The organism is Streptomyces sp. NPDC054794, assembly GCF_053611585.1.
In genome coordinates this window covers 89,261-109,308 of the sequence record NZ_JBSHAQ010000014.1, presented here as the reverse complement: position 1 = coordinate 109,308, position 20,048 = coordinate 89,261, and the positions used below count along the sequence as shown (strand labels likewise).

21 protein-coding genes are annotated in these 20,048 nt (G+C 73.5%); 11 read left to right on the top strand and 10 right to left on the bottom strand.

Translation table 11 applies throughout. The features are described from left to right. Position 1: 1 nt before the first annotated feature. Entirely contained in the window at positions 2-1,126 is a 1,125-nt protein-coding gene (locus ACWGKT_RS17215; RefSeq protein ID WP_356151422.1) for an L-cysteine desulfhydrase Cds1, read from the bottom strand. A gap of 355 nt (positions 1,127-1,481) precedes the next feature. Between ACWGKT_RS17215 and ACWGKT_RS17210 the strand changes: the two genes are divergently transcribed. Together ACWGKT_RS17210 and ACWGKT_RS17205 are read left to right on the top strand one after the other, a co-directional pair. After that, positions 1,482-1,805, top strand: a complete 324-nt coding sequence (locus tag ACWGKT_RS17210; RefSeq protein ID WP_453274275.1) for a hypothetical protein — start codon at positions 1,482-1,484, stop codon at positions 1,803-1,805. 204 nt (positions 1,806-2,009) lie between these two features. After that, entirely contained in the window at positions 2,010-2,561 is a 552-nt protein-coding gene (locus tag ACWGKT_RS17205; RefSeq protein ID WP_453274274.1) for an ATP-binding protein, read from the top strand. A gap of 50 nt (positions 2,562-2,611) precedes the next feature. On the opposite strand, the gene ACWGKT_RS17200 is transcribed toward ACWGKT_RS17205, so the two are convergent. From ACWGKT_RS17200 to ACWGKT_RS17190, 3 genes are read right to left on the bottom strand one after another with little or no spacing between them, the layout of a single operon-like run. Continuing rightward, complete coding sequence (locus tag ACWGKT_RS17200; protein WP_453274273.1) at positions 2,612-5,173, bottom strand: ABC transporter permease; 2,562 nt, start codon at positions 5,171-5,173, stop codon at positions 2,612-2,614. After that, positions 5,170-5,919 carry an ABC transporter ATP-binding protein gene (locus ACWGKT_RS17195; protein WP_453274272.1) on the bottom strand — a complete coding sequence of 250 codons (750 nt, stop codon included), beginning with the start codon at positions 5,917-5,919 and terminating at the stop codon, positions 5,170-5,172. Before ACWGKT_RS17195 ends, ACWGKT_RS17200 begins: the two co-directional genes overlap by 4 nt. Further along, positions 5,916-6,203 carry an SHOCT domain-containing protein gene (locus ACWGKT_RS17190; RefSeq protein ID WP_356151427.1) on the bottom strand — a complete coding sequence of 96 codons (288 nt, stop codon included), beginning with the start codon at positions 6,201-6,203 and terminating at the stop codon, positions 5,916-5,918. The genes ACWGKT_RS17195 and ACWGKT_RS17190 overlap by 4 nt, the downstream gene beginning before the upstream one ends. Before the next feature lie 189 nt (positions 6,204-6,392). Here ACWGKT_RS17190 and ACWGKT_RS17185 point away from each other — a divergent pair, with 189 nt between their 5' ends. From ACWGKT_RS17185 to ACWGKT_RS17175, 3 genes are read left to right on the top strand one after another with little or no spacing between them, the layout of a single operon-like run. Beyond that, positions 6,393-6,965, top strand: coding sequence for a TetR/AcrR family transcriptional regulator (locus ACWGKT_RS17185; RefSeq protein ID WP_453274271.1), 573 nt, complete (start codon positions 6,393-6,395; stop codon positions 6,963-6,965). A 35-nt stretch (positions 6,966-7,000) separates the two neighbouring features. Then, the gene (locus tag ACWGKT_RS17180) at positions 7,001-7,585 is read left to right on the top strand and encodes a DUF4865 family protein (protein WP_453274270.1); all 585 of its coding nucleotides are present in this window, start codon (positions 7,001-7,003) and stop codon (positions 7,583-7,585) included. After that, the gene (locus ACWGKT_RS17175) at positions 7,579-8,496 is read left to right on the top strand and encodes a phosphotriesterase family protein (RefSeq protein WP_453274269.1); all 918 of its coding nucleotides are present in this window, start codon (positions 7,579-7,581) and stop codon (positions 8,494-8,496) included. The genes ACWGKT_RS17180 and ACWGKT_RS17175 overlap by 7 nt, the downstream gene beginning before the upstream one ends. Before the next feature lie 28 nt (positions 8,497-8,524). Here the strand turns inward: ACWGKT_RS17175 and ACWGKT_RS17170 are convergent, their stop codons facing one another. Beyond that, on the bottom strand, positions 8,525-9,763 hold the full coding sequence (locus ACWGKT_RS17170) for an ROK family protein (RefSeq protein ID WP_356151435.1): 1,239 nt from the start codon (positions 9,761-9,763) through the stop codon (positions 8,525-8,527). Between the two features lie 48 nt (positions 9,764-9,811). Beyond that, the gene (locus tag ACWGKT_RS17165) at positions 9,812-10,462 is read right to left on the bottom strand and encodes an alpha-ketoglutarate-dependent dioxygenase AlkB family protein (protein WP_356151437.1); all 651 of its coding nucleotides are present in this window, start codon (positions 10,460-10,462) and stop codon (positions 9,812-9,814) included. Positions 10,463-10,541: 79 nt separating this feature from the next. Between ACWGKT_RS17165 and ACWGKT_RS17160 the strand changes: the two genes are divergently transcribed. Then, positions 10,542-11,675: a methyltransferase gene (locus ACWGKT_RS17160; protein ID WP_453274334.1), complete on the top strand. Its 1,134-nt coding sequence runs from the start codon at positions 10,542-10,544 to the stop codon at positions 11,673-11,675. On the opposite strand, the gene ACWGKT_RS17155 is transcribed toward ACWGKT_RS17160, so the two are convergent. Together ACWGKT_RS17155 and ACWGKT_RS17150 are read right to left on the bottom strand one after the other, a co-directional pair. Continuing rightward, positions 11,665-12,735, bottom strand: coding sequence for a class II fructose-bisphosphate aldolase (locus tag ACWGKT_RS17155; RefSeq protein WP_453274268.1), 1,071 nt, complete (start codon positions 12,733-12,735; stop codon positions 11,665-11,667). The genes ACWGKT_RS17160 and ACWGKT_RS17155 overlap by 11 nt on opposite strands. A gap of 31 nt (positions 12,736-12,766) precedes the next feature. Then, positions 12,767-13,648, bottom strand: a complete 882-nt coding sequence (locus tag ACWGKT_RS17150) for an SIS domain-containing protein (RefSeq protein WP_453274267.1) — start codon at positions 13,646-13,648, stop codon at positions 12,767-12,769. A gap of 133 nt (positions 13,649-13,781) precedes the next feature. On the opposite strand from ACWGKT_RS17150, the gene ACWGKT_RS17145 reads away from it, so the two are divergent. Then, positions 13,782-14,561, top strand: coding sequence for a DeoR/GlpR family DNA-binding transcription regulator (locus ACWGKT_RS17145; protein ID WP_356151445.1), 780 nt, complete (start codon positions 13,782-13,784; stop codon positions 14,559-14,561). Between the two features lie 16 nt (positions 14,562-14,577). On the opposite strand, the gene ACWGKT_RS17140 is transcribed toward ACWGKT_RS17145, so the two are convergent. After that, on the bottom strand, positions 14,578-14,973 hold the full coding sequence (locus ACWGKT_RS17140) for a luciferase domain-containing protein (RefSeq protein ID WP_356151447.1): 396 nt from the start codon (positions 14,971-14,973) through the stop codon (positions 14,578-14,580). Between the two features lie 273 nt (positions 14,974-15,246). On the opposite strand from ACWGKT_RS17140, the gene ACWGKT_RS17135 reads away from it, so the two are divergent. Then, positions 15,247-15,969: a hypothetical protein gene (locus tag ACWGKT_RS17135; RefSeq protein WP_453274266.1), complete on the top strand. Its 723-nt coding sequence runs from the start codon at positions 15,247-15,249 to the stop codon at positions 15,967-15,969. Between the two features lie 7 nt (positions 15,970-15,976). Further along, positions 15,977-16,624 carry a Fic family protein gene (locus ACWGKT_RS17130; RefSeq protein WP_453274265.1) on the top strand — a complete coding sequence of 216 codons (648 nt, stop codon included), beginning with the start codon at positions 15,977-15,979 and terminating at the stop codon, positions 16,622-16,624. 51 nt (positions 16,625-16,675) lie between these two features. On the opposite strand, the gene ACWGKT_RS17125 is transcribed toward ACWGKT_RS17130, so the two are convergent. Beyond that, complete coding sequence (locus tag ACWGKT_RS17125; RefSeq protein WP_453274264.1) at positions 16,676-17,650, bottom strand: SMP-30/gluconolactonase/LRE family protein; 975 nt, start codon at positions 17,648-17,650, stop codon at positions 16,676-16,678. Positions 17,651-17,930: 280 nt separating this feature from the next. Here ACWGKT_RS17125 and ACWGKT_RS17120 point away from each other — a divergent pair, with 280 nt between their 5' ends. Both ACWGKT_RS17120 and ACWGKT_RS17115 read left to right on the top strand, forming a co-directional pair. After that, positions 17,931-18,614: a DUF899 family protein gene (locus ACWGKT_RS17120; protein ID WP_453274263.1), complete on the top strand. Its 684-nt coding sequence runs from the start codon at positions 17,931-17,933 to the stop codon at positions 18,612-18,614. A gap of 109 nt (positions 18,615-18,723) precedes the next feature. Then, on the top strand, positions 18,724-19,929 hold the full coding sequence (locus ACWGKT_RS17115; RefSeq protein ID WP_453274262.1) for an MFS transporter: 1,206 nt from the start codon (positions 18,724-18,726) through the stop codon (positions 19,927-19,929). Positions 19,930-20,048: the final 119 nt, after the last annotated feature.

Sequence of the window (20,048 nt, the reverse complement as noted above, 5' to 3'; positions counted from 1 at the left end):
GTCAGTCCGGCCACCTGCCCGTCGCCAGGAACGAGTCGATCGCGGCGGTGTACGGGGCGATGTCCAGGCCCTGTTCCGCCAGCCACGCGTCGGAGTAGTACTTGTCGAGGTAGCGGTCCCCGGGGTCGCAGAGCAGGGTCACCACGCTGCCTCGGCGGCCCGCTGACACCATCTCGGCGACGATCTTCAGGGCGCTCCACAGTCCGGTGCCGGTCGAGCCGCCCGCCTTGCGGCCGATGGCCCCCTCCAGGGCGCGGACGGCGGCGACGCTGGCCGCGTCGGGGACCTTCATCATGCGGTCGATGGCGCCGGGCACGAAGCTCGGTTCCATGCGCGGCCGGCCGATGCCCTCGATGCGGGAGCCGCAGTCGCAGGTGACGTCCGGATCGCCGGTGGTCCAGCCCTCGAAGAAACAGGAGTTCTCCGGGTCGGCGACGCAGATGCGGGTGTCGTACTGCATGTAGTGGACGTAACGCGCGAGGGTCGCCGAGGTACCGCCGGTGCCCGCCGTGGCGACGATCCACGCGGGCTCCGGGAACCGTTCCAACTCCAGCTGGCGGAAGATCGATTCGGCGATGTTGTTGTTGCCGCGCCAGTCCGTGGCCCGTTCGGCGTAGGTGAACTGGTCCATGTAGTGGCCGCCGGTCTCCACCGCGAGGCGGGCCGACTCCTCGTACATCTTCCGTGAGTCGTCCACGAAGTGGCACTGTCCGCCGTGGAATTCGATGAGGCGGCACTTCTCGGCGCTGGTCGTGCGCGGCATGACCGCGATGAAGGGCACGCCGATCAGCTTGGCGAAGTACGCCTCGGAGACGGCCGTCGAACCGCTGGACGCCTCGATCACCGGGCGGTCCGGCCTGATCCAGCCATTGCACAGGCCGTAGAGGAACAGCGAGCGCGCGAGCCGGTGTTTGAGGCTTCCGGTCGGATGGGTCGACTCGTCCTTCAGGTACAGGTCGATGCCCCACTGTTCCGGCAGGGGGAAGCGCAGCAGGTGTGTGTCCGCCGAGCGGTTCGCGTCCGCCTGTACCTTCCGGACGGCCTCTTTCAGCCAGCTGCGGTATTCGGCATCACTGTGGTCGACGTCGAGGGTGGCGCCGGTCCAGGTCTGTGGGGTGGTGCTCACGGCGGGGCTCCTTACGCTTCGCGCCGACGGCGCCTGGCGCGGCCGACGCACCGATCATAAACACCTTCCGCACGCTTCTCACCTGCATAAACACACCTTTGAGCGGCTCAAAGACACCCCTGGGGAGCAACGGGGGAGCGCCCGGGGGGCGCATTGCGCGGAGTGCTCCGGGCACATCCGGCCGGTACCTCCTGTGCACTGGTGCCGCACGCCGGGCGCGGGCAGACTGCACCGGGACGGGACGAACGTCCCGAACGGGGGCACACACTGGATCACGACACGCTGGATCACGTCGGACCACGGCCCACCCGGGCACCCGGTCCGACGACCGACGCGCACAAGGGGGCGGGGAAGGATGGCGGAGCCGGAGTTCACGGCGACGGGCGTGAGGATCGGGAAGTGGCTGCGGTCGCTCACCCGGGCCGGACAGGTCCGGATCAGCGACGGCAGGCTGGAGTTGCTCACGAGCTACGGCAGTGAGATCGACAGCGCGCCGGTGCAGGCGGTCCGTGCCTCGAAGCCCTGGTTCGCCCCGGACGACCGGGCGTTGGCCGACCTCAACGGCAAGCGGTACCTGCTGACCCTCGGTGACCACGACCCCGCTCCGGGCGAGCCGGGGCCACCGGCCGCAAGCCGGTTCATCGAGGCGGTGCGCAAGGCGGCGGGGCGCGGCGGCTGAGCGGCGCCGGACAGCGGCGAGTTGCGGGGCTGTGTGTCCTGCGTCACGCTGATCTCACGTCACTCTGGGTTTACCGGCGATAACGCTGCGAACCAGCCCGCCGGCTTCCGCAGCAGGCGGCCGTTTGGTCGGGGGCACCCTGCTGGATTCGTTTCTCCGTGTTCCTCCGGGTTCGTCCGGACCTCACATCGGGGAGTCGCAGCCGTGATCAGTCATCCAAGCAGGCACTGCACGGTGGAGCTCCAAGCCCTGCCGTCGCGGATCGGCCAGGTCCGCAGAATCGTATCTGCGCAGTTGCGCTACTGGCATATGGACTCCTTGATCGACCGGGCCGCGCTCGGCGTCACGGAGTTGTTGACCAACGTCCACCGACATGCCCAGCCCGACAAGTCGTGCATCGTGGAGATAGAACTGCAGCTCGACCGGCTGACGGTGTCGGTGCGCGACCACGATCCACGCCTCCCGGTCGTGGCGGAGGTGGTGGACCCCGAGGACATCGCGCCGCTGGCCACCTGCGGCCGCGGCCTGGCGATGGTGGCCGCGGTGAGCGAGAGCTGGGGGGCGCGACCGGACGGCGATACGGGCAAGGTCGTGTGGTTCACCCTGCCCGCGCCCGCTTCGACGAAGCAGCAGCCGGCCCACCCGCCGCGCCGCGCGGTCGCGGAGACAACCGCGCCCGCGCCCGTGTTCGCGGAGGCCTCACCCGCGGCCCGCGCTCCGGCACACGCTCCCGCCCGGTCCGCCGTTGCCGGCTGACCGGGCGGTGACCTTCTTCCCGTACGGCACACGCCTCGTACGGTGGTACGTCACTCGGTGGCGATGGCCCGCAGGATGTCCAGGCGGGCCGCCCGCCGCGCCGGGCGCAGGCCCGCCAGGGCCCCGACCGCGAGGCCGACCAGGGCGACCGCCGCGAGCCGCGCGGGCGGGATCGCGAAGGCGAAGGCGCTGTCGCTCGCGCCGTCCGAAGCCCGCACCAGCACCCAGCCGAGGAAGGCACCGAGGCCGAGACCACCGGCCGTGCCGAAGGCGGCGACCAGGACCGACTCCCAGCGGACCATGGCCCGCGCCTGGGGCCGGGTCTGGCCGACGGCGCGCAGCAGGCCGAGTTCCCGGGTCCGCTCGTGGATCGCCAGCGTCAGCGTGTTGGCGATGCCGAGCAGGGCGATGAGCACCGCGAGGGCGAGCAGCGCGTAGACGAGGGTGAGCATCATGTCGATGCCGCCGGCCGAGGACTGCGCGTACTCGTCGCGGGTCTGCACCTGCGGGTCGCCGTACCGGGCGGCCACCTTCTCCACCGCCGCCTTCCCGGCTGCCGCGCCGACGCCGTCCTTGAACGAGACGGCGACGAGGCTGTCGGAGTCCTGGGTGCGGTGCGGGGCCCAGGCCGCGCGGGTGATGACGTAGTCGCCGGCGAGTTCGGAGCGGCCGTAGACCGCGCGGACCGTGAAGTCCTGGGTCCGGCCGTCGGTGAAGGTGAGCCGGGCGGTGTCCCCTGTGGTCAGGCCCTGCCGGTCGGCCTCCTTCCGGGTGACGGCGATGCCGTCGGCGCCGAGGTCGCGCAGGGAGCCGCGGACCGTGCCGAGGTCGAAGGTGCGGGCCAGCGCGGCCGGGTCGGTGACGGTCAACGCCCGCCCCTTGCCGTCGACTTCGGCGACCCCGCGGCCGAGTCCGACGGCGGTGTCCACCTCGGGCAGCCGCTGGACCGCCGGCGCCAGCCGGGGGCTGAGCCCGCTGCCGCCCGCGCCGAACGACGGGGTGCTGACGGCGACGTCGCCCGCGAAGGACCGCGACACGGTCTGGTCCATGGTGGCCTTGAGCGAGGCGCCGAAGACCGTGAACAGCGACACGACGGCGACGCCGATCATCAGCGCGCTCGCCGTGGCGGCCGTCCGCTTCGGGCTGCGCAGGGCGTTGCACCGGGCGAGCCCGCCGGTGACCCCGCGCAGCCGGTCGAGAGGCCCGCCGAGCAGCCGTACGGCCGTGCCGGAGGCGACCGGGCCGAGGACCACGAAGGCGGCCAGGGCGAGGACGGCGCCGAGTCCCGCCAGCCAGACGGACGGTGAGACGAGGACGCCGCTGAGGGCCGCCGCGACCCCGAGGGCGGCGAGGACCCCGCCCACCACGGCGCGGGGGCGAAAGGCGCCGGAGGAGTCGACGGCCGTCTCGCGCAGCGCGGCCAGGGGCGCGGTGCGTCCGGCCCGTACGGCGGGCAGCAGGGCGGAGCCCAGGCAGACCACGATGCCGACCGCGAGCGGCAGGACCATCGACAGTGTCGTGATCACCAAGTCGCCGTCGGGGAAGGGGAATCCGACGGCCGGGAACAGGGCCTGCAGTCCGGCGGCGATGCCGACGCCGCCCGCGAGCCCGGCGGCGGACGCCGTCAGGGCTACGGCGCTCGCCTCGACCAGCGTCGCCGCGGTCACCTGGCGGCGGGAGGCGCCGAGCGCGCGCAGCAGGGCGTTCTCGCGGGTGCGCTGGGCCACGACGATGGCGAAGGTGTTGTGGATGGAGAAGGTCGCGACCATCAGGGCGACCCCGGAGAACACCAGCAGGAAGGTCGTGAAGATCGACAGGAACTGGCTGGAGATCATGTCGGTGTTCTCCCGCGCCGACTCCTGACCGGTGATCGCCTCGACGCCCTTGGGCAGGACGGGTGTCAGCCGGTCCACGAGCTCGCGCCGGCTCACCCCGGGCCCGGCCCGCACCTGGATGCTCGCCGCCTGGCCGGGCCGGGCGGTGAGGTACTTCTCGGCGTCGGCCTGCGTCAGACCGGTGAAGGTCACCTGGGCCATGCCGTCCGCGCCGCCGAAGGTCGCGAGGCCGACGACGGTCACCCGGACCGGGTCGGGCGTGCGCAGGATCGTCGTGTCGCCGATCTTCAGATCGCCCTTCTTCGCGGTGCCGCGGTTGATCACGACCTCGCCGGACCGCACGGGCGCGCGGCCCTCGGCGAGTCGGTAGGGGTTGAGCCTCGGGTCGGTGATCCAGTTGCCGGCGAGGGTGGGCGGGCCCTGGCCGCCGATCGGCTTGCCGTCGGCGCCGACCAGTTGGCCCGCGCCCTGGATGTTCGGGGCGGCGGCCGCGACGCCGGGCACCCGCTCGACGGTCCGTACGAGGGCCGTGTCCACGGGCCGGCGCACGCCCTGGGCCTCGCCGGGTGTCGTGATGGCGTCGGCGCCGCGCACCACGGCGTCCGTGCCGCTGGTGGCCTCGCCGAACATCGAGTCGAAGCTCGCCCGCAGCGTGTCGCCCATGACCAGGGTCCCGGCCAGGAAGGCGACGCCGAGGAACACCGCGAGGAACGTGCCGGCGAAGCGCCGCCTGTGGGCGCGCAGGGAGGACAGGCTCAGACGCACGGGGGCGTTCACGACCGCACCTCGAAGGCCTTCATGCGGTCCAGGACGCCGTCGGCGGTCGGGGACTGCATCCGGTCGACCAGGCGCCCGTCCGCGAGGAAGACGACCTCGTCGGCGTGGGCGGCGGCGACCGGGTCGTGGGTGACCATGACGACCGTGCGGTCCATCTGCCGTACGGCGCGGCCGAGGAGGCCGAGGACCTCCTGGCCGGAGCGGGAGTCGAGGTTGCCGGTCGGCTCGTCGGCGAAGACGACGTCCGGCCGTCCGGCGAACGCCCGTGCCACGGCGACGCGTTGTTGCTGGCCGCCGGAGAGTTCGGCCGGGCGGTGACGGAGCCGGTCGCGCAGCCCGACCACGTCGACGAGCGCGTCGATCCACTCCGGGTCTCCCCCGCCGCCCGCCAGGTCCAGCGGCAGGGTGATGTTCTCCGCGACGGTCAGCGTCGGCACCAGGTTGAACGCCTGGAAGACGAAGCCGACCCGGTCGCGGCGGAGCAGGGTGAGGCGGCGGTCGTCCAGGGAGCCCAGGTCGGTGTCGCCGATGTAGGCGGCGCCCGAGGTGAGCGTGTCGAGGCCGGCCGCACAGTGCATCAGGGTGGACTTGCCGGAGCCCGAGGGCCCCATGATCGCGGTGAAGCGTCCGGCCGGGAAGTCCACGTCCACGCCGTCCAGGGCGCGTACGGCCGTGTCGCCACGGCCGTACACCTTCACGGCGTTCTCGACGCGGGCGGCGGTCCGCAGGGTGGTCGCGGTGCTCATGCGGCACCGCCCTTGCCCAGCCTGCCGAAGTGCTCCTCCAGGACGGACAGCCGCCGCCAGTACTCGTCCTCGTCGATCTCGCCGGAGGCGAAGCGCCGGCCGAGGACCGCGATCGGTGTCTCGCCCGCCGAGCGCGGGTCCACCGGCCGCCACGGTCCGCCGCGACCGCGCCACACGGTGCGGCGCAGGACGGTCACCGCGCCGACCACGACGGCCGCCCAGATCAGCGGGAAGAACAGGATCCACGGGCCGGGGCCGCCGTCCCAGTTCGCCAGGGTCTGCATCTCGGTTCATCTCCTCCGCGAAAGCCTCTTGCCGAAGCGTCTTCGGTGCTGGATCGAGACTGTCCCGGGGAGGGTGTCCGGGTCGTCGTACGGCCAGCGGCAGTGGCCGTACCCCACAGGGAGTACGCGGGTGCCGTGCGGCTCCTCCCGTGGGCTCCCGCTCATCGGGTGGAGACTGTAACTACTAGTATGTACAGTGATGGTGTGAGCACCTCGGAGCGACTGATCGAGTCCACCCGCGAGCTGCTGTGGGAGCGCGGGTACGTGGGCACCAGCCCCAAGGCCATCCTGGAGCGCGCGGGCGCCGGCCAGGGCAGCATGTACCACCACTTCAAGGGCAAGCCCGATCTGGCCCTCGCGGCCATCCGGCGCACGGCCGAGGAACTGCGGGCCACCGCCGAGGGAGTACTCGGCGGGCCGGGCACGCCGTACGAGCGCATCAGGGCGTATCTGCTGCGCGAGCGCGAGGTGCTGCGCGGCTGCCCGGTCGGCCGGCTCACGATGGACCCGGACGTGATCGCCAGCGACGAACTGCGCGCTCCGGTCGACGAGACGATCGGCTGGCTCCGGGACCGGATCGCCGGAATCGTCGAAGAGGGCAAGGAACAGGGGCAGTTCGCGCCGCACCTCGACGGCGCGGAGATCGCCGCGAGCGTCCTCGCCATCGTGCAGGGCGGTTACGTGCTGGCCCGCGCCTCCGGTTCACCGGCCGCCTTCGACGCGGGCGTCCGGGGTCTGCTCTCCCTTCTCGCACCCCGCTGAGCGGTTTCCGTCCGTCCCGAGGAAGGACCTTCGACATGCACGCCCTGCAGTACGAGTTGACCCTCCCCGCCGACTACGACATGGGCGTCGTCAGCGACCGCGTGGCCCGCGTCGGGCAGCTGCTCGACGACTGGGGCGGGCTCGGTCTCAAGGCTTATCTGGTGCGCGAGCGCGGGGTGCACGGATCGCCCGTCAACCAGTACGCGCCGTTCTACCTCTGGAACACCATGGAGGGCATGAACCGCTTCCTGTGGGGAGGCGCCTTCCAGGGGCTGGTCGACGACTTCGGGCAGCCCGAGGCACGGCAGTGGACGGGCCTGGCGTACGCGGAGGGGCGCGCCTCGGGTGCCCCGGCCGCCTTCGCGGTGCGGCGACGGGTGCCGGTGCCCGCGGGGCCGGAGCTGTCCGGCCCGATGGAGGACGCGGTGCGCGAGACGGAGCGGCTGGCCGCGTCGGACGGTGCCGTGCTGGCCGCGGCCGCCGTGGACACCCGGCACTGGGAACTGGTGCACTTCTCGCTCTGGGAGCACGACGTGCCGAAGGCCGAGGGCGATGTGTTCCAGGTGCTGCACCTGTCGGCCCCCGGGCGGGACCGGCTGCCGCGCGGGCGCCAGTGGTGAGCGGCGTCCGCACGGTCCTCGGCGACATACGCCCCGAGGAGCTCGGCGTGTGCGACGCGCACGACCACCTCTTCCTCCACAGCCCCCGGTTGCCCGGCCAGGAGCTGAACGACGCGACCGCCGCGCGGGCCGAACTGGAGGCGTTCCGCGCGGCGGGCGGCGCGAGTGTCGTCCAGTGGACGCCGTACGGGATGGGCCGGCGGGCAGCCGACCTGCCGCTGTTGTCCCGGGCCGCCGGGGTGCACGTGGTCTGCGCCACGGGACTGCACCAAGCGGCGCACTACGCGCCGGAGTTGCTCGACGGGCTGCGCGGGAAGCTGGCCGACGTGTTCGTCGCGGAGCTGACCGAGGGCATCGGCACCTCGGGGGTCCGCGCCGGGCTCGTCAAGGTGGCCGGCGGTTTCCACGCCCTCGACGCGCACGCCCGCTGGACGATGACCGCCGCGGCCGAGGCCCACCACGCGACGGGCGCGCCCATCGCCGTGCACCTGGAGCTGGGCACGGGCGCGCTCGACGTACTGGACCTGCTCTGCGGCGAGTTGGGCGTGCCACCGCACCGGGTCGTGCTCGGCCACCTCAACCGCTCGCCCGACCTCGTCGTGCACCGGCAGGCCGCCGAGACGGGCTGCTGGCTGGCCTTCGACGGCCCGTCCCGAGCCCATCACGCCACCGACTGGCGCATGCCGGACGCCGTACGGGCGCTGGCCGAGGCCGGGTTCGGGCACCGGCTCCTGCTCGGCGGGGACACCGTGACCGCCGGGGCGCGCGCGGTCGACGGCGGGCCCGGGATGCCGTACCTGCTGCGCCGGGTGCGGCCACGCCTCGAACGGGACCTCGGCACGGAGCTGATGCACCGCGTCCTCACGGACAATCCGGCCCGGGCCTTCGCCGTCGACTGGGACGGACGGTAGGCAAGGGCCCCGTCCCGAAGACCGGGCTCTAGGCCAACGCCCCCAGCGGATCGTCCAGTACGGGCTGCCAGGCCAGTTCCGCCGCGCCGACCAGGCTGTTGTGGTCGAGGGTGCACGGGAGGATGGGGACGCCGCCGCTCTGGCCCCACAGGCTGCGGTCGGCGACGACCGCGCGCAGGCGGTCCGGGTCGGCGTCGAGCAGGGTGCGGTGCAGGCCGCCGAGGATGATGCGGTCGGGGTTCAGGATGTTGACCAGGCCGGCCAGGCCGAGGCCCAGGCGGTCGATCAGCGCCTCGGCGGCCATGCGGACGGTCGGGTCGTGGTAGTGGCCGCGCAGCAGGTCGTTGGCCTGCTGGAGCAGGGACACCTCGGGGCCCGGCTCCCGGCCGGCCTCGACGAGCAGGGCCAGCGGGTCCGCCTCGACGTCCAGGCAGCCGCGGCTGCCGCAGTGACAGGGGCGGCCCTCGGGATTGACCGTGAGGTGGCCGACCTCCAGGGCCAGGCCCGAACTGCCCGTGTGCAGACGGCCGTCGAGGACCAGCGCGCCGCCCACGCCGCGGTGCCCGGTGGCCACGCACAGCAGGTCCCGGGCGCCGCGCCCCGCGCCGTGCCGGTGTTCGGCGAGCGCGGCGAGGTTGACGTCGTTGCCGGCGAACGCCGGTTCGGTGATCCCGGCGGCGCGCACGCACTGTGCGAATATCCGGCGGACCGGCGCCCCCACCGGCCAGTCCAGGTGCAGGGGGTTGAGGGCCAGGCCGTCCGGTTCGGCGACCGCGGACGGCACCGCGAGCCCGGCGCCCACACAGCGTCGGCCGGTGCTCCGCAGCAACTCGGCACCCGCCTCGACCACCGAGCCGAGGACCTTCGCCGGGTCGGCATCCACGGTCTCGCAGCCGGGCGCGGTCGCCACGATCCGGCCGCCCAGGCCGACCAGCGCCGCCCGGAAGCCGTCCGCATGCACCTGCGCCGCGAGCGCGACGGGCCCGTCCTCGGCGACCTCCAGGCGGTGCGAGGGACGCCCCTGGGAGCCGGCCGGCGCGCCGGGCCGGGCGTCCACCCGGATCAGTCCGAGCGCCTCCAGCTCGGCGGCCACCGCGCCGGCCGTCGCCCGGGTCACCCCCAGTTCGGCGGTCAGCACGGCCCGGGTCGGCGCGCGGCCGGTGTGCACGAGCTCCAGCGCGGGGCCGAGCGCCCCACGCCCCCGGTCCAACCGCGTCCTGGACGTGGTCCCTTCCCCCGCCGTCCGGGGGTCCACCTTGCCGCTCATGACGGTGAGTCTCCCATGATCCCTACAGCGGTCGGCCGACGCCGCAACCTAGAAGCCACTCACCCGCAGGGTGATGTTCAGCCGCCCGGTCAGCCCGAGCCCGGACGGCGCCGTTGCGGGGTGCACCCGCGGCACCCCGTGGTAGGCCGAGCGGGACGCGCCGCCGAAGACGAACAGGTCGCCGCTGCGCAGTTCGACGTCCGTGTAGGGCTTCGTCCGCGTCTCGGTGTTGCCGAACCGGAAGACGCAGGTGTCGCCCAGGCTCAGCGACACCACCGGCGCGTCGGACCGCTCGTCGCCGTCGCGGTGCATGCCCATGCGGGCGTCGGCGTCGTAGAAGTTGATCAGTGCGATGTCGTACGGCGTCCCGGTGACCGCGTCCGCCCCGAGCGTCGCGCCGACCGCGCGTCGGCCCAGCTCGTCCAGCCAGGCCGGGAAGGGTTTGACCGGCGCGCCGTCGCCGTCGACGACGGTGCGCGCGTAGGCGTACGGGTACCAGTGCCGGCCCAGGCAGACCTGGCGGGCGGTCATGGTGCCGCCGCCCGGTGTGCGGACCGTGCGCAGGCCGGCCGGCGGGCGCGCCCACTCCCGGCAGGCCGCCAGCAGCTCCCGCTGAGCCGGGGCGTCCAGCCAGTCCGGGAGGTGCACCGCACCCGGCGCGACCTCGGTGCGCGTCCTCGGGAACAGCTCGGCGTCCATGCACCCATCCTGCCCGAAGGGCCGCCCGACCGGTCCTGAGCTGCGGCTCCGCTAGCCTGGACGCACGATGAACGAGCGTATGACGACTCCGTGGGGCGAGCTCGAACTGTCCCGGTTCCCCGAGGATCCGCACGACCGGCTGCGTGCCTGGGACGCCTCCGACGCGTATCTGCTGCGGCATCTGGCCCAGGAGCGGATCCCGCTGTCCGGCACGGTCGTGGTCCTCGGCGACCGCTGGGGCGCGCTGGTCACGGCACTGGCGGAGCACCGGCCGACGCAGATCACCGACTCGTTCCTGAGCCAGGAGGCGACCCGGGCGAACCTCGCGCGAGCCGGCGTCGCGCCCGGCGCCGTACGGCTGCTGACCACGCAGGATCCGCCGCCCGAGCGGGTCGACGCGCTGCTCGTCCGGGTGCCGAAGAGCCTGGCGCTCCTGGAGGACCAGCTGCTGCGGCTGGCCCCCGCCGTGCACGCGGACACGGTCGTCGTCGGCACCGGGATGGTGAAGGAGATCCACACCTCGACGCTGCGGCTGTTCGAGCGGATCCTCGGCCCGACCCGGACCTCGCTCGCCGAGCAGAAGGCCCGGCTGATCTTCTGCGCCCCGGATCCGACGCTGGAGCGCGGCACCAATCCCTGGCCGTACGGCTACACCCTGCCCGAGGGCCTCGGCGCGGTCTCCGGGGCCGCCGTCGTCAACCACGCGGGCGTCTTCTGCGCCGACCGGCTGGACATCGGCACCCGGTTCTTCCTCCAGCACCTGCCGGCGGGCAGGGGCGGGCGCCGGGTCGTGGACCTGGGGTGCGGCAACGGTGTCGTCGGTACGGCGATGGCGCTGGCCGATCCCGATGCCGAGGTGCTGTTCGTGGACGAGTCGTTCCAGGCGGTGGCCTCGGCGGAGGCGACGTACAAGGCGAACGGGGTGCCCGGACACGCGGAGTTCCGGGTCGGGGACGGGCTGGCCGGGGTGGCCGCCGGCAGCGCGGACCTGGTCCTCAACAACCCGCCGTTCCACTCGCACCAGGCGCTGACCGACACGACGGCCTGGCGGATGTTCACCGGGGCGCGGCGCGTGCTGCGCCCCGGGGGCGAGCTGTGGGTGATCGGCAACCGGCACCTGGGGTACCACGTGAAGCTGCGGCGCCTGTTCGGCAACAGCCAACTGGTGGCCGGTGACGCGAAGTTCGTGGTGCTGCGGGCCGTCAAGAAGTAGCGGCCCGCCCGTCGTGCGCGGCCGGCGCCGCCCGGCCGAGCACCCGGATGATCCGCGCCACCTCCCCCGCCATGGCCTCGCGCCCCACGCTGAGGTACTTGCGCGAGTCGACGGCCTCGGGATGGGCGGCGAGGAAGTCACGGATCGCCCCGGTCATCGCCTGGTTCAGGGTCGTGCCGACGTTGACCTTGGCGATGCCGCCCGCGACCGCCGCGACGAGCCCGTCGTCCGGCACGCCGGAGGAGCCGTGCAGGACGAGCGGTACGGGCACGGCGGCGGACAGCCGCTGAAGGAGCTCGTGGTCGAGGGCGGCGGTGCGGGTCGTCATGGCGTGCACACTGCCGATGGCGACGGCCAGGGCGTCGACCCCGGTTCGCGCGACGAAGGCACGCGCCTCGTCAGGGTCGGTACGGGCACCGGGCGCGTGGGCGTCAAGGGTCGGCGGCCCGACGGGCCCGGACACACCGGCCCCGGACAGGCCGGGCCCGCTCGGCGCCGACCCGTCACGGCCGCCTGAAGCCACGCCGGTCGCGCCCGGCACGGACTCCTCACGCCCGCCCGACCTCGGCCCGTCGCGCCCGCCCGGCCCGGCGTCGTCGGGCCGGGCGGCCGCGTACTCCGGCTGCCCGGTCTTGCCGCCGATCGACCCCAACTCGGCCTCGATCCACAGCCCTTGGGCATGGGCCCAGTCGGCGGCCGCGCGGGTCGCGGCGAGGTTCTGCGCGTACGGCAGCCGGGACGCGTCGTACATGACGGAGCCGAAGCCTGCGCCGGGGGCCTGGCGCAGCAGGTCGTCGCTCTGCACGTGGTCGAGGTGCAACGCCACGGGCACACAGGCGCGTTCGGCCGCGGCGACGGCGGCACGGGCCAGCGGGAGCAGCCGTCCGTAGCGGAACTTCACGGCGTTCTCGCTGACTTGGAGGACCACGGGCGACCGGGCCTCCTCGGCGCCGGCGATGACGGCCTCGACGTGTTCCAGGGTGATGATGTTGAAGGCGGCGACGGCGGAGTGCGCGGCGGCGGCGCGGGCGACCAGCTCGCCGGTGGCTGCGAGGGGCACGGCCTCTTCCTTTCCCGAGGGGGCGGCGATGTCAGGGGGCGAGGATCACCGAGCGGGTGAGGTGGCGTGGCCGGTCGGGGTCGAGGCCCCGGCGGGCGGCGACGGCCACCGCGAGCCGCTGGACGCGCACGAGTTCGGCCAACGGGTCGAGCCGGCCCTCGATCCACCATCCGCCCGTGGCCCCCACCTGTGCGGCGAGCCCGTCCGGGGCCTCGCCGAGCATCCAGGTCGCCGTGCCCTCGGTGGTGATGCTGATGGGTCCGTGTCGGTACTCCATCGCCGGATAGGCCTCGGTCCAGGCGAGCGAGGCCTCGCGCATCTTCAGCCCCGCCTCGCTGGCGAGACCGACGGTCCAGCCGCGGCCGAGGAAGGTGAACTGCGTGCACGCGTCGAGCCCCACGGGCAGGGGTGTCGACAGCGCGGTGCGGGCGTCGGCGACGACGGCGTCGGTGTGCAGGCCGAGGTGGGCGCGGAGCAGGGTGAGCGCGCTGGTGGCGAACCGGGTCTGCACGACGGACCGTTCGTCGGCGAAGTCGAGCACGACCACCTCGTCGGCGGCCGTCATCACGGGAGTGTCCGGGTCCGCGGTGACCGCGGTGGTGGGGGTGTGTCCCTTCAGCCTCCCGAGCAGGTCGAGCACTTCGGTGGTGGTGCCGGAGCGGGTGAGGGCCACGACCCGGTCGTACCGGCGGCCGTGGGGGAACTCGGACGCGGCGAAGGCGTCCGTCTCGCCCCGGCCGGCGCTCTCGCGCAAGGCCGCGGCCGTCTGGGCCATGAAGTACGAGGTGCCGCAGCCGACGACGGCGACCCGCTCCCCCGGCGTCGGGAGCGCCGCGGCGCTCCGCTCGGCCTGTCGCGCCGCCCGTGTCCAGCACTCGGGCTGGCTGTTCAGCTCGTCCTCGACATGACTCATGTCGTACCCCTCCCCGGCTGCTGATTGTTCTTGCAAGATATAGCGGCGTTTCGCGCACAATCAAGCAATCGAACGGAAACAGAGTGCGCTAGGGTCGCGGGAAGATCGGGAGATCGAGGAACGGAGGCCGCGGATGTCGCGGGACGCACGCTGGAAGGCGTTGCTGGAGCTGCTCGTCGAGCGTGGCCGCCTGGACGTCGAGGAGGCGGCGGCCGAGCTGTCGGTCTCGGCCGCGACGATCCGCCGTGACTTCGACCAGCTGGCCGAGCAGCAGATGCTGGTGCGCACCCGGGGCGGGGCCGTGGTCCACGGCGTGTCCTACGAACTGCCGTTGCGCTACAAGACGGCCCGCCGCGCCTCCGAGAAGCAGCGCATCGCGAAGGCGGTCGCGGATCTCGTCGCACCGGGCGAGGCGGTGGGCCTGACCGGCGGCACGACCACCACCGAGGTGGCCCGGGCGCTGGCCGTGCGCGGCGACCTCACCGCCGGCTCACCGGCGCTGACCGTCGTCACCAACGCGCTCAACATCGCCAACGAGCTCGCGGTGCGGCCCCAGTTCAAGATCGTGGTGACGGGCGGGGTCGCGCGCCCGCAGTCGTACGAACTCATCGGCCCCCTCGCGGACGGCGTGCTCGGCCAGATCACCCTCGACGTGGCCGTGCTCGGGGTGGTCGCCTTCGACGTCACCCACGGCGCGGCCGCGCACGACGAGGAGGAGGCCGCGATCAACCGGCTGCTGTGCGAGCGGGCCGCCCGCGTGGTCGTCGCCGCAGACTCCAGCAAGCTGGGCCGGCGCGCGTTCGCCCGGATCTGCTCGGCCGAGCTGGTGGACACGCTGGTCACCGACACGGCTGTGGGACAGGAGACCGTGCACCGGTTCGAGGAGGCGGGGATCCGGGTCGTCGCCGTGTGACACCCGGCGTGCGGCGTCAGATGCCGTAGGGGTCCGCCCGGACGAAGCCCGCGCCGCGCTGGTCGTTGCAGCCGACCTGGGGCCTGTCGACGGGGTCCTGCCAGGTCAGCTGGGCCTGGAGGGCGACGCTCACCAGCGTCATGAGCAGGTCGACGTCGCTCGCGGCGTCGAGGCGTATGGTCACCCACTGCGAACCGGGCACGACACGGATCGCGCTGGAGCCGTTGAGGTCCTTGGCGAAACGCCGGATGGCACGGTCCGTCAGATGCAGATCGACATCCCGGTCCGAGTGGAAGTGGGCGATCTCGCCCCGGGCCGAGCTCACCGCCTGCCCAAGGCCGCAGCTCGGCACGGCCTGTCTCAGGTCCGGCCAAGTCGCCAGTTGCGCGAGTGCGCGCGAGGCCAACGTCATGGGGCCATCATGGCGTGCTCACCCGCTGGCAACCAGCTCGTGAGCAAGCATTAACCGAGCCGTATTCGGTGTTTGTCCGAACACATGGGTCACAAAGGCCGAAAACGCATGGTCACGGGGCTGAAAAGCAGATCGGCGGCCCGCGGGCCCGCGGGCACGAAGTCACCATTGGGGCGCAGGTTTTCGAAGTGACCGGCCCGCGGGCCCGCGACCCCGATCGGGCGGGCGGATATCCGGATGACAAGCACCGCCCGCCCGGGCACTATCGATCGGTTGTTCCGACGCCCAGGGAGGCACGTCACGTCCGCCAACCCCGAACTCGCGCCCTTCCGGCTGCCGTGGTCCGCCGCCGACCCGGACCGCAATCCCTTCGCCTGGGACGAGGCGGAAGAGGCCCGGCTCACCGCGCTGATCACCTCGATGGTGCCCACGCCCCCTTCCCAGGGCCACAGCAGCGAGGGCTGGGCCTTCTACCACGCGGTCACCGAACTCCTCGCGGCCCGGTACGGCCGCTGGACCTGCGGCTGGCACTGGGGCATCGGCGAGGGCGGTGGCGGCGGAGTGGTCGCCAGTTGGTGCTGCGTCCCGCACTCGGTGGGGGAACCCGGGCCGACGGCCGCCCGGGTCGTGGACTCGCTGCTGGAGTGGCGCGACTGGCTGGAGGAACTGGCCGACAGGTTCGAGTGGCTGGCTCCGCCGCCCGACGCGAGCGCCGAGGACCGCAGTTGGCACCTGGAGCGGGCGGCGACCCGGCTGATGACGCTGGTGGTGGACCGCACGGGCGCGGAGGACGGCTGGTACGGGCTGTGCACGCTGGTCCTCATCTGGTTCCTCTCCTCGGCCGGAGTGGAGCCGGAGGAGGCCAGGCGGATGGTCGACGAGGCGATCGGCGGGCGGTTCGCGAGCTGGACCACGCCGAAGCAGACCCTGGTGGACGCGGTGGGCGAGGACTTGGCGGTCCGGGCCACCGGCACCCGGCCGTCCCTCGACGTCTGACGCGCCGGTGACCTCCGACGTGCCGGTGACGTCCGACGCGCTGGCCGTCTGGTGCCGGGTCAGACGGCAGGTCGACTGGGCGTCGGCGGTCCCCGCGGACGCGGCGCGCCCCGTCCGGGGGCGCGTCGACGGCCTCGTCGCCTGGTACGACGGCCCGGTGCGGCGGCGCGACCCGGCTCGCGCCGACCGGCTGCACGCCGCGCTGGCCCGCGCCCGCGGCGACGCGGCCCGGGGCGAGCCGCTCGCCCCGAAGCTGCTGGCCGACTGGCAGCAACTCGTGCTCGGCGAACCCGACATGCCCTTCCGTGACGGCGACGCGTTCGCCAAGGGCGGCCGGGAACGCTACGGCCTGACCGCGCACACCTGGCGGGACTTCGCGGACTGCCTGCGGGAGAGCGGCGACAGCGGCGTACCGCTCCCGGCCCGCGCCGCCAGGGCCTACCTGGACGTCGCCTTCTTCCACCCCTTCGCGGACGGCAACGCCCGGCTGGCCCTGCTGGCCCTGGCCCATGTACTCGACCTGGAGGGCGTACGGCTGGACCAGGTCGGGCCGCTGGTGATCGCGCGCTACGCGGACGACGCCGACGGCGCCGCCGATCTGGCGGTCCTGGTGAACGTCCTGATCCGGGCGACGCGACGACGGGCGGGCGGGTAGCCGAGGGGGGTGCGGGGGCGGGCAGCCGGGCGACGCCGAGGGAGCCGCGCGCTACCGGTCGAAGCCCCGGTGCAGGCGGGCGATGAGCAGGTTCGGGTCCCGCATGGTGTAGTACGCCCCGCCGGTGACGTAGACGGTCCGGTCGCGTACGGCCACGGCGGTCGGGTTGGACAGCCCGGCCTGTCGCGCGAGCACCTCCGTGTGGGTGCCGTCGGGGCGTACCAGGGCCACCCGGTTGCTGGAGATCAGCGCGGCGAGGACGGTGTGCCCGCGCCCGGTGAAGGCGAAGTCGTCGATCCCGGCGAGACCGGTCGCGCGCTTCTCGACCGCTCCCGCGGTGTCGTCCGGACGCACCGGGATGCGCAGCAGCGTCCCCCGGTCGGTGTTGGACACCCACACGGCATGGCCGTGCACCTTGATGCCGTTGGCGCCGACGCCCTCCGCGGGGGCGCGGGCCGGGGTGAGCGCGGCGCCCTTGGCCCACGCGACGGCCTTGCCGCCCGAGCGCGGAATGCGCCAGACGGTGCCGAGCACCGAGTCCGCGGCGTAGAGCACGCCCCGGTGCTCGTCGAGGGCCAGGCCGTTGGGCAGGCTGTCGGCCGGCAGCTTCGCGATCTGGCGGGGCGCGCCGCCGCCGCGGGCGATGCGCCAGACACCCGTCTTCGCGGTCCCGGTCGCGTAGGTGACGTAGAGCGTGCCGTCGTGGGCGCGGGCGATGCCGAGGACCATGGCGGCCCGCACGAGGGGTGTGTGCGCATTCGCCACCGACGGCAGGGTCGCGAGGATGCGGGTGGTCCCCTGCCGGGTGACGTTGGCGACCTGCCGGGCGAACGCGAAGGTCAGGTCGGCGGAGCCGTCGCGTTCGAGCGCGATGTTCTCCGGGGTCCGCCCGGCCGCGAAGTCGAAGTGGGCGACGAGACGCGCGTCCGAGAGCGCCGGCTCGCCGCCCGACGCGGGGGCCGTGGCGAGCACGCTGAGGGCGAGGACGGCCATGGCGATACCGGCCGGACGGGGGAGTCGGGGCATGGGACCTCTTTTCGAGCGGGACGCGAGGCACCGGCATACGGCACCGGACCAACGAAACGGCGCGTCGGTCGGCGCCGACGGCAGCCGTGGCCGGGAGTTCGCCCGCGCGGCCCATGTCAAGGGGCCACCCGGGTGCACGCGGGTGACGCGCCCGGGACCGCGGTGCCCGCCGCACCCCTGCCGCGCGGCGTTTCGGCTCCTCCGCTCGACTGTCGACGCGCCTCGGGCCCGTCCTAGACTCGGCAACACGGCTCGGGGCGCTCCCACCCAGGAGGACGCGATGCTGCGGCAAACCCGTCTGCCCGGCGAGTCCGCGGAGTACCTCGCCGCCCGAGAAGCGCTCCGCCTCGCCGAGATCGACCTCATGCGCCACCGCGAACAGGTGGCGGCCCGGCGACGCGCGCTCCCGCCGGGCCCGCCGGTCGACGACTACGTCTTCCTCGAAGGCCCGGCCGACCTCGGCGCGGGCGACGGCCCGGTCCGTGAGGTCGCCCTCAGCGGGCTGTTCACCGCCCCGGACCGGCCGCTGATCGTCTACCACCTGATGTACGGCAAGCTGCAGACCGAGCCCTGTCCGATGTGCACCCTGTGGATCGACGGCTTCCATGGGGTGGCCCGCCACATCGCGCGCAACGCCGACTTCGCGGTCGCCGCTGCCGCCGACCCGCCCGCTCTGCGCCGGCACGCCCGCGACCGCGGATGGAACGGGCTGCGCCTGCTGAGTTGCGGCGACAGCACGTTCAAGTACGACCTCGGCAGCGAGGACGAGGACGGCGCGCAGGACTCCACGATCTCCGTCTTCACCCGGGACGGCGACGGCACGGTGCGCCACTTCTACTCCATGCATCCCCGCATGGCCCAGGACATCGGCGAGCGCGGCATCGACCTCCTCAGTCCCGTCTGGCATCTCCTCGACCTGACACCGGCCGGCCGCGGCGCGTGGTACGCGGGCCTGGACTACTGACCGGCGGCCCGCTTACGGTCCGCCGCCGGCTATTGCCTTGCCCCGTTTGCCGTACCCACCTAGCCTGCACTTTGTGCCGCTAATAAACAAACCCCGGGCCCACAGTGTCGTGCCGGCCCTCTCACTCACCCGTCTCCGCACGGCGATCACCGCTTTCTTCGCTCTCGACGGCTTCCTCTTCGCCGGCTGGGTCGTCCGGATCCCCGCGGTCAAGGAGCAGACGGGCGCCTCCACCGGTGCCCTCGGCCTCGCTCTCCTCGGCGTGTCCGCCGGAGCCGTGCTGACCATGACGCTGACCGGCCGCCTGTGCCGCCGGTACGGCAACCACCAGGTCACCGTCGTGTGCGCCGTCCTGCTCTCCCTCAGCGTCGCCCTGCCCCCGCTCACCCACTCCGTGCTCGCCCTGGGCGCGGTCCTGTTCGTGTTCGGCATGGCGTACGGCGGTATCAACGTGGCCTTCAACAGCGCCGCCGTGGACCTGGTGGCGGCGCTCGGACGGCCGGTCATGCCCTCCTTCCACGCGGCGTTCAGCCTGGGCGGCATGGCCGGCGCCGGCCTCGGCGGACTGGTCGCGGGATCCCTCTCCCCCACCCGCCACCTCCTCGGTCTGACCGTGATCGGCCTGCTCGTCACCGCCGTGGCGGGGCGCACCCTGCTCCGCCACGAGCCGCCCGTACCGGCACATCGGCCGCCGCCCGGGGACGGCGCCCGGCACCGCCTGGACCCCCGCTCCCGCCGCCTGGTCACCGTCTTCGGCCTGATCGCGCTGTGCACGGCGTACGGCGAGGGAGCCATGGCCGACTGGGGCGCGCTCCACCTCGAACAGGACCTGGACGCCTCGGCGGGCCTCGCGGCGGCCGGGTACTCGTGTTTCGCCCTGGCCATGACCGTCGGGCGGCTCACCGGGACGACGCTCCTCGAACGCCTGGGCCGTTCCCGGACGGTGATCGCCGGCGGCACCACCGCGACGGCCGGCATGCTGCTCGGCTCGCTCGCGCCCTCCGTCTGGGCGGCCCTGATCGGCTTCGCCGTCACGGGACTGGGCCTGGCCAACCTCTTCCCGGTCGCCGTGGAACGGGCGGGCTCCCTCGCCGGCCCCTCCGGCGTCGCGGTCGCCTCCACGTTCGGCTACGGAGGCATGCTCCTCGGACCGCCCGCGATCGGCTTCATCGCCGACTGGTTCTCCCTGCCCACGGCGCTGACCAGCGTCGCGGCACTGTCGGCGATCGCCGCGGCCATCGGCGTCGCGACGCGCCACGCGAAGTCGGGGCCACGCCAAGTCCGGATGAAGCAGGATCACGCAAACTCCGCGTGACACAGGACCACGCGAACTCCGGGTGACGCGAGATCACCAGGGCACCCGGGAACGCGCCGGACCGGTCGGCGTGAACCCCGCCGGCCGGTGCGCAAACCGGAGGCCTCGATCGCACTTCA